The sequence below is a fragment of the Undibacterium sp. 14-3-2 genome (genome assembly GCF_016595265.1).
In the GTDB taxonomy this organism is placed as follows: domain Bacteria; phylum Pseudomonadota; class Gammaproteobacteria; order Burkholderiales; family Burkholderiaceae_D; genus Undibacterium; species Undibacterium aquatile.
Genome location: NZ_JAENGS010000004.1, coordinates 162,066 through 177,510 on the forward strand (window position 1 = coordinate 162,066; position 15,445 = coordinate 177,510).

Sequence of the window (15,445 nt, forward strand, 5' to 3'; positions counted from 1 at the left end):
ACGAGGAGGCTCCAAACTGACTACAGGGAAGTGGTCAGACAGACAATGTTTTGTTGTAGACTGTGCCGCCGACACGGACATTTTTCAGTACCAGGTCTTTGACATTAAAGAGATACATAGGATTCTCTTTATTCACCGGATTACCGAGATCGCAGTCAGAAATAGTGACATTCTTTACCGGCACAATTTTGGGCGCAGGTGATGCAGGGCCGTTGTAATCGCTGGGTACAGGCCCCAGAATAACGATAGCCTGATAGCTGGAGAATTGCCCTGCACCGGTGTCAACGTTACCTACATTAACGTTAGAAATGTGAATATCGGACACCACAGGTGGACGTGTACGGACATTGTCGTTGATCGGATCGTAACCGCAGTCGATGGTAATAACGGCACCGGCAGAAGTTGCCACCGATTTCGTCGGGATTACTGAGCCCGGCAAGGTTGAGTAAAACGCCGGTGTCGTACGAATACCATTCGGAATACTGATATTCCTGATGTGCAGGTTTTTCAGGAAACCACCGCGACTCATATTGCACTTAAAACGAATCGCAATATTCAATGGATCAGTCTTCCAATGGCTGTTTTCAAATACCAGATTCTGCGCAAACACGTTCTGAATACCTGCCGACATAATGCTGCCAAATGTCATCGCGCCATGCCCGCTGTGCATCTTGCAGTTTTGCACGACGATATTTTGTGACGGACCATACTGGACATCCGGTCCTTTGCCAGCATCGACAGCGATGCAATCATCGCCAGTATCAAACGTCGAATCTTCGATCAGAACATAGTTGCAGGATTCAGGATCGAAGCCATCGCTGTTAGGGCCCACGCTATTGGCGTAAATATTTTTGACATGAATATTGCGGCATCCGACCGGATTATGTTGCCAGAATGGCGTATTCGTTACCTGATAACCCTGAAACAAAACATTGCTGCAATTGATGAACTGCACCATGTGTGGACGGAGGAAATGGCCTAAACCAAAAACACGTCTATCAGCGGCGACTCCGGCTTCCGCCAGCGCCCGCAGATAATTCGAGTCACGACGCCATTTATCACCCTCGCCCTGAATGAACAGGCGTTTTTCTTCCGTCAGATGCGGCGCGACTTCCGCCAGCGATACAGGATTCTGCGGATTCAAAGATACTTCTGTCTCGCCTTTCTGATGCTTGATCCAGTCGCCACTGCCAGGTGCAATATCACCGACCGAACTTGGCTTTTCACGCCCCTTCCAGGACCACCAGCAATACGGACTGTCGGTGAAATTAACACCTGCCTGTCCATCCAGAATCGACGTCCAGTCATCACCCGTCAACGCGATATTTCGCTGACCGTACGCATACACCATAGACGAGAAATTCAGACAATCATTGCCTTCCCAGCGCGTCATTGAGAGCTTGCCGTTTTTGCCGCAGTCATACTTACCGTATTTGGCGTAATCCGCCGGATTATTACTGAAATAAACGTGTGCACCGGCATTCAGATGCACATTCACATTGGAGAGCAAAACGATAGGTCCGGCACAGTACCAATTCCCCGCCGGGATCACCACACGCCCGCCTCCGGCCGCATGGCAGGCAGCAATCGCAGCAGCAATCGCTGGATAGCAATCGGTCGCTTCAGCAACAGGCGTCTGCAAGGTTTTACGTTCGACGAAAGAAACCCATGCTTCTACCGGTTTTACTTCACAGGTTTTGGCACCATAACTGGTGACCAGAAAATCTTCTTTGCGAAAATGGATAGGTTTGGCAAAGCGATCAATAATCGCCTGCGCCTGTTTCCATGGATCTTGTTTCGTTGTCGCAGCGATGGCTTCGCTGGCCAGACCACTGCCCATCAACAGTCCGACACTGGATGCTGCTTGCAACAGGCTTCTGCGTTTTTCGTTAATCACAACACTCATAATTTTTCCATCTTTTAAAATGTCCCTGACCTGCAAGGCCAGGGACTAAGCACTATCAGAAGTCGTAAGACAAGCGAACATTTAAAGCACGGCCAACAGGGCTCGCGGCGCTGCTCAGATAACCGTAGGTGTAAGCGTTATGATTAGTGACAGGAGGACGGGCATTCAGAAGATTCGAAATGCCTGCGGAAATTGCCATGTTTTTAAAGCCACGGTAATTCACTGTCCAGTTCCAGATGGAATACGACTCGATATCACGGAAATACTCTGGTGCAACCAGGTTCTGATCGTGATAACCAGTGTTGAAGTTTTGCGTCAACTGTGATGCCCAGTCGCCACGATCCCAGGATAAACTCAGTGTGTGCTTCCAACGGAAAGTGATGATAGGCATACTGGAAGTGGTGCCATTGCTTGCTGCACCAAAACGACCGATATTCGACACATACGGGCTATCTTTTTCCAGCTGATTATCAAACTGCGTCAGATAAGTACCGTCAAGTTTCACCTTAAAATTGCCTGCGGATGTTTTCGGGAAAGCATATGCCAGTGAAACGTCGATACCAGACGCTTTTTGACCACCCAGATTCATCGTGACATTTTTGATGAACGCCAGTGAACCATCTGCATTACGCACAAACAGATCAGCATATTTTTGCGGATTCGTGAAATAGACCTGTTCTGGCAAGTTCGCCAGCATGTCGGTCATTTCTATATGCCAGTAATCAGCCGATACTGTCAGATTTTTCAGCGGTTCAACCACGAGACCGAAGGTATAACCTTTGGATTTTTCTGGCTGCAAATCAGCGTTGCTACCGGTTTGCTTAGGCAAGGTCGTATTACAGACCGTGGAAGCCACCAGACCGGGTAAGGCTTTACCCGTGCCCGCGACGCCTGGCGTGCCGCCCGGACATTGCACTGGATCATCCCATTTCGCTGCGGTTTTTGTCGTTGCACCTGGCAAACGATAACCATAGCGGTCGAACAAAGTCGGTGCACGGAAACCCGTGTTAGCAGAACCACGGAACATCAGTTCTTTGGTCGGTTGGTAGCGGAAACTAGCTTTAGGGTTGATCGTATTGCCGAAATCGCTGAAATGATCGTCACGTACTGCAAAGTTCAGATTCAGTTCTTTGGTCAATGGTACTTCTAACTCAGCGTAAGCCGCAGCGACATTCCGGCTGGATTTCGCAAACGATGGCGAAGCGCCTGCATATGTTGCAATATTAGTGATGTCCGTCTTTTGATCTTCCGTCGTATCACGGTGATAGTCCGTACCCAGCGCCAGCATCATCGGGCCGCCGGCCAGATTTGACAACTCACGCGACACCGTCAGATCGACGCCAGTAAATGTACTGACAGAATGCCGGTTCAAGGCGCCATCGACTGAGATACTTTTCAGATATGCCAGCCCGGCCGAATCTTGTAAACCAAATGGATTCAGGGTGCCGTTGCTAATACCTTTCAGTAAATCAGCCCCGCTTACATAACCAGAGTCATAGTAGTTTTCACGCAGACTGTGACCATAAACAAAACCAAGTTTGTAGTCCCATGAGGCGATACGCCCTTCGTCGTTCACGGCGATACGTTGGTTCACTTGTTTATCTTTGGTTGTTGCCAGCCCCAGATCTGCAACACTCCAGGTGACAGTCAGAGGTTCGCCCTTCAGACCAGCGACCGCAGGTACCCCACCACTGCCGCCCGGATACCATTTACTGCTTGACGGTAATTGCGCCGTCACACCATTCGCAGCCAGACTTGTTGTTGGATTTTTAGTGCCTAGGATGTATTCCTGTCCGCGCATGTAATCCACCGTCAAGGTGTGATCTTCATTGAAGCGTTTTGTGAATTTGGTGTAGAACGTCACCTGCTCATTGCCATACAAAGCACTACCGTATGCAGCGTCATTCAAAATACAAGTATTTTTTGCACCTTGCATCGAATATGGTGATTGGCAACCTGAAGCGTAGTAAGGATTTTGTGCGTTTTTATTTGTTGCGGTCGTGAAGTTGGCAGGCATCGAATACCCGCCACTACCCAATGCGGGTGCACGACCAATACTCGTCAGAATATCATTTGTACTTAATTCGGCGCGATCTGATGCCGCCAGACGACTGCGACGATGCGCGTCAACAGTGGCATACCAGTTCCAGCCATCTTGTGCCAGGTTGCCGAAACCGACAGTTCCGCTGATACGCTGCTCATCTGCACCACCATTTTTTTGCGGCTGTACCAATTGCGCAGATATCGATTTACCTTCAAATGTGCGTTTGGTGATGAAGTTAACTACGCCACCGATCGCATCCGAACCGTAAATCGAGGAAGCGCCATCACGCAATATCTCTACGCGTGCAATCGCACTCATAGGAATCACGTCCAGATTGGCATAGCCATCGGCAATCGCTTCGTTCGCCAGACGACGGCCATTCAACAACACCAGCGTGCGGTTAACACCCAAACCACGCAGATTGATGTTTGTACCTGAGCCTGCATTTGAAGGTGCCAGCGATGCTGATTCCGGCAATGCCATCATCAGATCGGCAAGTGTGGTCATACCACGTTTTTCCAGCTCTTCACCAGTCACCATCGTGACAGGCAACGATGCCTCGGTAGCCAGGCGACGGATAGAAGACCCCGTGACTTCTACCTTTTGTATTTCTTCTGCCTGCACCTGATTGACCAGCGTCAGAACAGCAATACTGACGCTGCTCAGCATAAATGCGGAACGGCTCGTTACTTTCTTTTTCATTCTAATGTCTCCTCAAACTCCTATTTTTCATCAACGATGTCACTCCCGGTTTTGGTGGTGAGTGACTTGTCTGGAGCACCTCGCGTACTCCGTGCCGCTGCGACGAAGATGAGTACACAAAAAATATCAGTGTCTCACCGGGGTCTCAGCCGGTCGAAAAATCGGTAGTCTCTACCGCTAAAACTGGCAAATGTGTCTTTGCCTTATCAGTGTTTCAGCCGCGAGAAAAAGTTCTGGTTACACGTTCCAGATGCGCCCGCATCGCTTTGCGGGCAGCCGCCGGATCATGTGAGGCAATCGCCTCCAGAATGTTTCTATGGTCCGTCAATGTTTCATGACGTAATTCTTCTGTCTGAAAATGCTCCTTCAATTTGTGCCATAAGCGGCCACGTTGATTCCATAAATATTCGACAGCACCGACTAACGCGCTATTACCCGTTGCTCTGGCGATGGACAGATGAAAATTCCTGTCCGCACTTTCATTGCTGGCGTAATTCGCGTGATGCGCTTCCATCTCCAGTACCGCTTTTAAAATGTCATCAATCGCCGAATCAGTCGCCACACGTGCCGCAATCGCTGCGACTTCTGATTCAATCAAGCGCCGTGCCGATAACACTTCAAATGGCCCGGCACCGACTTCAGGCAAATGCGCCTCTGATTCAACAACCTGACTGACATACACACCAGAACCGCCACGCACTTCAACCGTACCGCTCAGTTCAAGTGCAATAAGTGCTTCACGTAAGGACGCGCGTGATACGCTGAGCTTTGTTGCCAGATCTCGCTCGGATGGAAGACGCTCACCAGGTTTGATTTCTTCTTCAGCAATCAATCCCTTAATCTTGTCTGCCACGACGCGATACAGGCGCGGCTCATGAGAAATTGTCTCGCTCTGTCCCACATTATTTTTTTTATTCATTTTTTGACGACCTTATTCAACAGAACAGCCAGTCATTTTTTGTTCGGTCAGGCCATTCTAATTTGGTCTGACCAAAACATCAATCTGGACTAGCCAAAAATTTATCATAGTGGCATACTCACCACAAATTCGGCACCAAAGATTATAACGAAACGGCCGCAGCACTCCCAGTTAAAATGCGATAAACCATTGAATTTAAATGAAATTAACTCTAAAAATTCAACTAATCTACAAAATTACGCATACCTGTTCCAATAAAAATATTTTGTGACATCGGCGCATTTCGGTCTATCCAGTTATCATCTGGCCTGACCAATTTTTTAAAATTTTGCGCTAGTCAAAAAATAACACCAACGCAAAACCAGGCAAAGGATATTTCATGCAGCTTACTTCCGAGCAAAAACCCTTGTATATCAAGATGCACGACAATGACAACGTCGCCATCGTCGTCAATGATGGCGGGCTGCCGGCACATACCGTGTTCCCCTGCGCTCTGGAACTTGTGGATCATGTTCCTCAGGGACATAAAGTCGCGTTAACAGACTTACCCGAAGGCAGCGCCATCCGGCGTTATAACGTGACGATTGGCTATACCAACACCGATGTAAAGCGTGGTCAGTGGCTCAACGAAACATTAATACGCATGCCGGATGCCCGTGCACTGGATAACCTGCCGATTGCAACTGTATCGCCAAAGCCATTGCCGCCGCTTGAGGGTCATACTTTCATGGGCTATCGGAATGACGATGGCAGCGTCGGGACACGTAATATCCTCGCCATCACCACGACTGTGCAATGTGTATCAGGCGTGGTCGAACATGCAGTCAAACGCATCAAGGCAGAATTGCTGCCGGACTTCCCAAACGTCGATGACGTTATTGGGATTGAACACACCTATGGTTGCGGTGTTGCGATTGATGCGCCGGGTGCAGAAATCCCGATTCGTACCATCAGAAACATCGCACGCAACCCGAATTTCGGCGGACAGGCAATGGTCGTCAGCCTCGGTTGTGAGAAATTACAACCAGCCAAACTATTCCCTGCCGGTAGTTTCCCGATTAAGAATGAAGCGCAGCCTCCCGTTGTTTGCCTGCAAGACGCTGCGCACGTTGGCTTTCAATCGATGATTCAATCCATCATGGGGCAAGCCAAAGCGCAGTTGACGATACTGAATCAACGTCAGCGCGTGGTATGCCCTGCTTCTGATCTGGTCGTTGGTGTGCAATGCGGTGGCAGCGATGCTTTTTCCGGCGTGACCGCAAACCCTGCGGTCGGTTTTGCGACGGACTTATTAGTACGTGCTGGTGCCAGCGTGATGTTTTCCGAAGTGACAGAAGTGCGCGACGGCATCGATCAACTCACTTCACGCGCCACGAGCCCGGAAGTCGCCAATGCCATGATCAGGGAAATGCAATGGTATGACGATTATCTCAAACGTGGCGGAGCTGACCGCAGCGCCAACACGACCCCGGGAAACAAAAAAGGTGGGCTCTCCAACATCGTTGAAAAAGCCATGGGGTCCATCGTCAAATCAGGCTCATCGCCAATTTCAGGTGTGTTATCGCCCGGCGAAAAACTTCAGCAGCGCGGCCTGATTTACGCAGCAACGCCTGCCAGTGATTTTATTTGCGGCACCTTGCAAGTCGCAGCCGGAATGAATCTGCATATCTTCACCACAGGCCGCGGCACCCCTTACGGTCTGGCTCCTGTACCAGTGATTAAGGTGGCGACACGCGATGATCTGGCGCGGCGCTGGCATGATCTGATGGATATTAATGCCGGTAAGATTGCAACTGGTAGCTCCACGATAGAAGACATAGGCTGGGAACTTTTCCATATGATGCTTGATGTCGCCAGCGGTAAAAAAACCTGGGCTGAAGAATGGAAACTGCATAACGCTCTGGTCTTGTTCAATCCGGCACCAATTACCTGATTGTTGATCGCTGATCGCAATCTATGCTGCTGACAGACCGATTTCAATTACCTGTCAGCGGCAATTGCAACGGATCAAGTTAATCAAATTAAGCAATTACTGACCCGATTCACTACACAAAATAAAAACGAGGACCCCTATGAACCAACAAGTTGCAGCAAAACCTTTTCACCGCATCTTATTGACCGGCGCCGCTGGCGGTCTGGGAAAAATTCTGCGCGAAAAACTGAAAGACTGGACGGATATTTTACGTGTCAGCGATCTGGCTGATCTTGGTGCTGCGCAAGAAGGCGAAGAAGTCGTCCAGTGCGACCTTGCCGACAAAGCAGCGGTAATGGATCTGGTGAAAGATGTAGAACTGATTCTGCATTTCGGCGGCATCTCTGTTGAAGCCAGTTTTGAAGACATCATGCGTGCCAATATTCAAGGCACCTACAACATTTACGAGGCGGCGCATCACCATAAAGTCCGTCGCGTGATTTTCGCCAGCTCTAACCACACTATCGGTTTTTACAAAACCACTGATTTCATTGATGCGACGATGCCACCGCGTCCGGATGGCATCTATGGTGTCAGTAAATGTTTTGGTGAAAGCCTGTCCCGCTATTATTACGACCGCGTTGGCATCGAAACCGTGTGCGTACGCATAGGTTCCGCCTTCCCTGCACCGGCCAATCGCCGCATGCTGACGACCTACCTGAGTTATGACGATTTAGTTGAATTACTGCGTTGCGCAGCCTTCACCCCGCGCGTTGGCTATACCATCGTATTCGGTGTCTCCGACAATCGTGAAAAATGGTGGAGCAATCACGCGGCATCGCATCTGGGCTACGAACCAAAAGACAGCTCAGATAAATTTGCGCATTTATTCCCGGATACAGGTCGCTATCCAGACGCGGATGATGTCGGCAGCACTTATCAGGGTGGCGGCTTCATTCTGAGCGGCCCACAGTACAAACCATAAGTTGCAATAACAGCGCCAGTGATGCGATCAACTGGCGCTGACATTTCCGTGATTGAATCAGTCAGAAAATCCTGATGCGTTCTTAATATCGTCTATGGTACGCTGCTCAGATGAACAAAATCACTGAACTCCTGCAGCGACCGCACTCCCCGTTAAGAGATAGCTTTTCTATCTTTTTACTGCTGGCACTAGCCAGCGGCGTCAACGCATTGATTGACCCTTATGTCTCACTCACCAGTCAATCCATGATCTATGTGCTGGCGGTCGTTATCGCTGCATACAGTCTAAGCTGGATTTACTCTGTCACCTGCGCCCTCGCCGCGGTGGCTGCGCTGAATTTCTTTTTTGTCCCGCCCCGTTGGACGTTCCGAATAGATCAGTCGGAACATTTCATTGCCCTGATAACGATGCTGGTGCTGGCCTTGGTGATTCACCGCCTGACATCCGGTCTGCGCCGCGAAACTGAGATTGCGCACCTGAATGAGCAACGCGCACGACAATTGCAACATCTGGCGGTGCGACTCGCCGCATGTAATACCGCTGACGATATTTCCAGCTTAGGGCAACAAGCATTCGACGATTCTTTTTCCGGCGTCAACCTGCTTGGTCTGAACGACGCCAGCGGAAAACTACATTGCCGCAATGAGCTACCGGCGACCATACATGATGGCATGGTGTGCTGCATGAAAGAAGGCAGCGTGATCGGCGCAGGCACCAACCGCTGGTCTGATCTGGATGCATGGTATTTACCCATAGGCGATCAACATCCGCACGGGCAAATGCTGGGCGCGGTATGCATACAAGCCGTTGCGCGCGATGACAGCAGCGGCCGCCAGCATGCCGAAGCCCTTTGTACGATACTGGCGCAGGCGCTGTTGCGTTTGCGGCTGAACGCCAGCATTCTGGCTGCGCAACGCGAAACAGAGCGCCAGCAATTACAGGGCATATTCTTAGCGGCGGTCTCGCATGATTTACGAACACCCTTAGCCGTCGTCGTTGGTGCCGCATCGGCGCTGCAACTTCAGCATGCCAAACTCAGCACAGCCGAACAAGAACACCTGCTCGACAGCATCATCAAAGAAGCCGGATATTTATCAGCGCTGACAGAAAACACCCTGCAACTGGTGCGGCTGGAAAACACGCCGCAATCACTGGTGCGGGATTGGGAATCCATAGAAGAAATCATCGGCAGCGTGCTGGCACGGGTGCGTCAACATGACACAGACAAACGCATACACTTTCAACTGCCGAAAGAACTGCCATTAGTCAGGGTCGATCCGGTTTTGATTTCGCAACTGCTGGCGAATTTGCTGGAAAACGCCCTGAAATATACCGATGGCGACATACAACTGCACGTCAGCATACAGAGCACACAAGGTTCTGATGAACACAATGCCGATCACCATCAGCAATGGATGCGGATCTCGGTGAAAGACAGCGGCAAAGGCATACCGGAACACGAACAACTCAGCATTTTTGAACCCTATGTGCGTGGCGACCACACCGATCGCAGCAGCCAGCGCGGTTCAGGACTCGGGCTCGCCGTTTGCAAGGCCATCGCAACCGTGCATGGCGGCAATCTGGTGCTGAACCAGCCGCAGGAAGGCGGCAGCGAATTCAGCTTGCAGTTGTCATTAGATGCGCAACCACCCGCACTTGCAGGAGAGTTGTCATGAGCATCCGCGTGTTAGTGGTGGAAGACGACAAAGAGATACGCTCACTGATACAGGCATCGTTGTCTGTCGAAGGTTTTACTGTGCAAACCGCCGTCTCCATCAGCGAAGCCAGCGCCATCTTAAAACATGCGTTACCGGATGTGATGGTGCTCGATCTGGGCCTGCCCGATGGTAACGGTGCAGACCTGGTGCGCCAGGTGCGCAAGCAAAGCAATCTGCCTATCCTGATCGTTTCAGCCAGACATCAGGAAACCGAAAAAATTGCCCTGCTGGATGCAGGCGCAGACGACTATCTGACGAAACCATTCAGCGTCGGCGAAATGCTGGCGCGTATCAGAGTCGCCTTGCGTCACCGGGGAACCAACGTGCCCGCCGCCACGACCGAATACACGCTGGATGGCTTACACATCGATCTGACCACCCGCCTTGTCGAACGCCACGGCCAGGTTCTGCATCTGACCAAAACCGAATTCAGCTTGCTCGCACGCCTGGTGCGCAGCAGCGGCAAAGTCGTCACGCACCGCCAACTGCTGGTGGATGTCTGGGGCGAAGAATTCATCGACCACACGCATTACCTGCGACTCTACATGGCACAACTGCGTGCAAAAATCGAAGACAACCCGACAGAACCCCGCTACCTGCTGACAGAAACCGGCGTCGGCTATCGCCTGGCCGCCATCTAGCGCCGCCATTGCCATCGGGTGTAAGCAACGCTGCTACCAGATTGGTGATAGTCGCTGAAGTTACCCAGCGCATAAGTGAGCAATCGGTCAGCAGCTCTGCTCAAAATGCTCAAAATATACTCCCCGGGGTATATCTACAAGCCCAATGTTTATGCAGGGATTTCGAGTGTTTTATTAAAAATAGGGGGGGAGTATGCAGAATTACGGCTGTTTTCCTGCCGTTTTGAGGGTGATTTTTGTCTGTTGCCAGCATAGGCAGATGCGTGTCCCATGCGCGTGGCTGTTCAAGTACGAAGCGTGAACGCTAATCACGTCAATATTCCCGCAGCTGTTGAGGTAAACGGGGTTTGGACGCCGGTGAAGTGATGTTAGTGTCCGCTTGGTTATTACTGAGTCTATACCCAGTACAACCAAATGGAGTAAGACTTCATGCGGCTTTCGAGGCACTTGAAGAAAATGGTGTTTTTTAACATTCCGGGTTAAGCTTCATTTTTGTCAAATTAAATAAAAATCAACCTTTCAATTCAATATGACGACAGCACTAATCGATAATGCGACTGTGTCGAGCATCCAACGCGCACTGGGAAAGGCTAAGTTGCGCGACTTAGGGGTACTTGACATTGAGCAAGCAGCACTCGGCAGGTTCGCTGAAGCCCTGCTTCTTTGCGAAAATGTAGTTGTGCCGGATAACTACAAGGAGCAATTCACCCCAGCAAGAAAGAAGCTACTTTCTTCGTTAGGCGTCGAATTCTTACCTGTACCAGAACCTCTAGATACGGCGCTTAACACTATAGCACGCGGTCTTGCTGAGCCCTGGCGTGAGGCTTACAAGGAGGGGCAGGACCGCACACTTTTCAGTGAATACTTTGGCCAAGTTCAAGCGTTTAGTAAGTTCATTTGGGAACACAGCAGCTCTGAGTTCTTTCTGGTCTTCCGCGCTCATGGAGTCGAAAAAGAGAGTCCATTAATCGAAGCTCTTCTGTCAAGCCCGAGGGACGACGACCTTGGAAGAGATTTACAGATTTACGCCAAGAACGGCAAGATCGTTGAATGGGACAAAATGTCCCGACATGTTCAGCGAATGCTTGCGGTCATGGGTTGGCTTGGTCATCAATACATATGGCACCAAGCCTTTGCTGCAAAGCATGACCTCGCATACATGCCGCACCCCCTTAGAGATTTCTTTGCCAACGATTTTCTTTCACGCGTGAACATCGGAGCCGCTAGCGCATCTAAGTTCGACAGCGTGTTCTCAAGCGGATTCGCCAAGTTTCGAGGTACCTTGCACGAAGGCTTGGAAAAGCTTGGCCGGGCACCTGCATCTATCAACATACCAATGCCCACATTTCTTCCGCTGCTCGCGAAAGAGAGCCGGAATGGCGACGAATTCATTCAAGTCTTAGGCCAAATACGTGAGGAGAAGGAGGTTGTTGAGCTTCGAGAAATGCTGAGCGAAGCCAACAAGCAAAGCGAACTTGGAAATTACACACCATTAAGCAAGATTGCCAGAGACATTGAAGTTGTCGGGCAAAATTTTCTACTGGAACGAGGCATTGATCAGCGAATAATTCGACTTGCCCCACCCACGACTCTCGTTGGCATAAAAGTTGAAGGTGACGATTCGGCAATTCGCATGCGGATGCCATCTTCCCTATACAAGCAGTACTTCCTAAGCAAGCGGTACCGAGCATTTATCCGAGACGTAATGACGGAACTTGCAGCGCCCGGCCAATATGGTGTACTCAAAACAAGAATGAATAGCTGGGTGTGGACAGACCAATCCGAAAACGAGTTCTCAGGCGCGGCCTTCTACACCAAGGACTATCATTTTCCATCCCTTTATCACAAGCCACTTGATTATCATGAGCAAGATTAGACGGCAATTCATTGTGCGCAAACAGTTAACCATCAGCCATCAGGCTAACTATAGGTTCAAGGCGGATGCTAACATGGGTCGTTCCCTGCGTTTTGTTTTGGCTTTACTACTTACTTAACTTCACACTCGACTTGATCTCGCAGTGAATACTATATATTCCACAAACTATTTCGTGGTGGATACTTGCTCGACATCTCTTGCTGAAAATACAAAAGGATTTTGCAATCGATGGCGGAGGATTGAGAACATGCTGGGGCAGTAAGAATAGGGCTCATTGCACTCTTAGGAATAAAGCTATGCTTTTTATATTGGGAGTCCTTGGGTAGGTATTATGAAGCTCTAGGCTACACCCCAGCTTTAAGCTCCCTCTAAAAAACAATCGCATCAACTGATGCCAGCGTTACCCACCCGGCGTCAAGTAGCCAATCCAGCACATTCAAGCCCCTCAAAATGCCAAAAATATACTCCCCGGGGTATGTTTATAAGCCCAATGTTTGTGCTGAGATTTTGGGTGTTTTATTAAAAACAGGGGGGAGTATGCGGAATCCGGGCTGTTCGCATCGGGTTTTACGTACCACTTAATCCTGTTGCTGACTTAACGCCAGCAGTACAAGTCAGTTGCGCCGATCTATCTAAAAAACACGCATCGGCTGCAAAAAGTAAATCTACCCTGCTGAACCTGCGCACCTCGCCAAAAGCTGCGCCGCTGCGATGTGGGCTGTGTTGTGTTGGAAAAGCACACGCCTGATGCAGCGACCACTTCAGTCCTGATTTTTCCTTATGCTTTCCTGATACCCGCCACTGCATAGTGCGTTCCTGTTCATTGAATTTCGGGAATTGTATGAGTCAACATTCTGGCCGCGAAAGCATGGCTGCCTTAACGCTCGGTGCGCTGGGCGTGGTCTATGGCGATATCGGTACCAGCCCTTTGTACACCATGAAAGAGGTATTCAGCCCTGCGACGGGCGTGCCTTTGAATGCGACGCATCTGATCGGCGCGGTGTCGGTCATCTTCTGGGGTTTGATGATGGTGGTGACGCTGAAGTATGTTCTGCTGATCTTGCGCGCAGATAACCGGGGCGAAGGCGGCATCATGGCGCTCACCGCATTAGCGGCGAAAGCCGCTGGTGATACGGGGCAGCGACGCTTAATCCTGTTGCTGACCGGCGTCTTCGGTGCGTCTTTATTTTATGGCGACAGTATTATCACTCCGGCGATTTCTGTACTGAGCGCAGTCGAGGGTTTAGAGGTGGTGTCGCTGGGATTTAAGCCCTACGTCTTACCGATCTCTATCGGCGTATTGATAGCCTTGTTCGCTGTGCAGCGCTACGGCACAGCGGTGGTTGGCAAGCTGTTTGGCCCGGTGATTGTGATCTGGTTTGCTGTGTTAGCCGTTGCGGGGATCAGTGAAATCATGTTGCAACCGGCGATTCTTGCTGCACTGAATCCGCTGAACGCGATTCGTTTTTTAAGCTCGCAAGGCTGGCATATTTTTATCGTGATCGGTGCGATCGTGCTCGCGTTTACGGGTGCTGAAGCGCTGTATGCAGACATGGGGCACTTTGGAAAACGCCCTATCCAATTAGCATGGACAGGCATGGTATTACCTGCGCTGGCGATCAACTACATGGGCCAGGGTGCCTTGCTGATGCGCGATCCATCGGCAATTGAAAACCCGTTTTTCCGCTTATTCCCAGAGCATTTTCTAATACCCGCCGTGGTACTGGCAACGATCGCCACCGTCATCGCTTCGCAAGCAGTTATTTCCGGTGCGTATTCGATGACCAAGCAGGCAGTGCAGTTAGGGCTGCTGCCGCGCATGCAGGTGAACTTCACCTCGGCGAAAGAGATGGGGCAAATTTATATGCCCGGCGTTAACTGGTTGCTGCTCGCTGGCGTATTGTTCGCCGTTGTCGGCTTTGGCAGCTCTTCCGCGATGGCGGCAGCCTACGGGATAGCCGTGACGGTGACGATGATGATTACGACCATCTTAACTTTTTTCGTGATTCATCACGGCTGGAAAATGCCATTCGCGTTGGCAGTCACTGCGACCGGCGTATTTTTAACGCTGGATGTTTTGCTGGTTGTCGCGTGTTCGCTGAAATTTTTGCAGGGCGGATGGTTTCCGCTGGCGATGGGCGTTGCGATCTTTCTGGTGATGGCGACCTGGAGACGTGGCCGCGAATTATTGATCGACAGCATACGCAAAGGCGATCCTGAGTTATTGCCTTTCGTAACCGCCTTATCCGGTGACAACACGCCGCGCGCATCGCGCACAGCGGTGTATGCCGTCGCGAACCCAGATACGGTGCCGCAAGCCTTATTACATAATCTGAAACACAATCAGGTGCTGCATGAACGCAATATCATCTTGACGGTGAAGTTTCATGATGTGCCGTGGGTGCCGTTTGAAGAACGGGTACAGGTCGAAGCTTTAGCACCTGGTTTCTGGAAAGTGAAACTGAACTATGGCTTTAAAAATACGCCGGATATTCCGAAAGCGCTGGAGTTGTGTAAGGCACATGGCCTGACATTGAATATGTTTGAAATTTCCTATTTCCTGAGCCGCGAAATCGTTGTACCGACGAAAGGTACAGGGATGGCGCACTGGAGAGAAATTTTATTCGCACTGATGTCTCGCAACTCATTGAGTGTCGTGGACTTTTTCCATCTGCCGAATAATTGTGTGATCGAACTTGGCACCCGGGTGCAGATTTAAGCCAAAAAGTATTTTCAGCAAAA

At 50.4% G+C, this 15,445-nt stretch carries 9 protein-coding genes; 6 read left to right on the forward strand and 3 right to left on the reverse strand.

All coding sequences use genetic code 11. From position 1 onward, the window contains the following. Nucleotides 1-34: 34 nt before the first annotated feature. The 3 genes from Undi14_RS10770 to Undi14_RS10780 all read right to left on the reverse strand — a co-directional run bounded on the left by Undi14_RS10770 (nucleotide 35) and on the right by Undi14_RS10780 (nucleotide 5,571). Nucleotides 35-1,906 (reverse strand): glycoside hydrolase family 28 protein, encoded by a 1,872-nt coding sequence (locus Undi14_RS10770; RefSeq protein ID WP_200180141.1) that lies wholly within the window; start codon nucleotides 1,904-1,906, stop codon nucleotides 35-37. A 55-nt stretch (nucleotides 1,907-1,961) separates the two neighbouring features. Continuing rightward, a complete protein-coding gene (locus Undi14_RS10775) occupies nucleotides 1,962-4,652 on the reverse strand; it encodes a TonB-dependent siderophore receptor (RefSeq protein WP_190479945.1) in 2,691 nt (896 codons plus the stop codon). Between the two features lie 214 nt (nucleotides 4,653-4,866). Further along, nucleotides 4,867-5,571 carry a FadR/GntR family transcriptional regulator gene (locus Undi14_RS10780; RefSeq protein ID WP_200180142.1) on the reverse strand — a complete coding sequence of 235 codons (705 nt, stop codon included), beginning with the start codon at nucleotides 5,569-5,571 and terminating at the stop codon, nucleotides 4,867-4,869. Nucleotides 5,572-5,950: 379 nt separating this feature from the next. Between Undi14_RS10780 and garD the strand changes: the two genes are divergently transcribed. The 6 genes from garD to Undi14_RS10810 all read left to right on the forward strand — a co-directional run bounded on the left by garD (nucleotide 5,951) and on the right by Undi14_RS10810 (nucleotide 15,422). Continuing rightward, complete coding sequence (garD, locus tag Undi14_RS10785; protein ID WP_200180143.1) at nucleotides 5,951-7,504, forward strand: galactarate dehydratase; 1,554 nt, start codon at nucleotides 5,951-5,953, stop codon at nucleotides 7,502-7,504. 139 nt (nucleotides 7,505-7,643) lie between these two features. After that, the gene (locus tag Undi14_RS10790; RefSeq protein WP_190479938.1) at nucleotides 7,644-8,468 is read left to right on the forward strand and encodes an NAD(P)-dependent oxidoreductase; all 825 of its coding nucleotides are present in this window, start codon (nucleotides 7,644-7,646) and stop codon (nucleotides 8,466-8,468) included. Between the two features lie 110 nt (nucleotides 8,469-8,578). Continuing rightward, nucleotides 8,579-10,144: an ATP-binding protein gene (locus Undi14_RS10795; protein ID WP_200180145.1), complete on the forward strand. Its 1,566-nt coding sequence runs from the start codon at nucleotides 8,579-8,581 to the stop codon at nucleotides 10,142-10,144. Further along, nucleotides 10,141-10,827, forward strand: a complete 687-nt coding sequence (locus Undi14_RS10800) for a response regulator (protein WP_200180147.1) — start codon at nucleotides 10,141-10,143, stop codon at nucleotides 10,825-10,827. Before Undi14_RS10795 ends, Undi14_RS10800 begins: the two co-directional genes overlap by 4 nt. 529 nt (nucleotides 10,828-11,356) lie before the next feature. Further along, nucleotides 11,357-12,703: a hypothetical protein gene (locus tag Undi14_RS10805; RefSeq protein WP_200180149.1), complete on the forward strand. Its 1,347-nt coding sequence runs from the start codon at nucleotides 11,357-11,359 to the stop codon at nucleotides 12,701-12,703. An 841-nt stretch (nucleotides 12,704-13,544) separates the two neighbouring features. Then, complete coding sequence (locus tag Undi14_RS10810; RefSeq protein WP_200180151.1) at nucleotides 13,545-15,422, forward strand: potassium transporter Kup; 1,878 nt, start codon at nucleotides 13,545-13,547, stop codon at nucleotides 15,420-15,422. Nucleotides 15,423-15,445 lie beyond the last annotated feature (23 nt).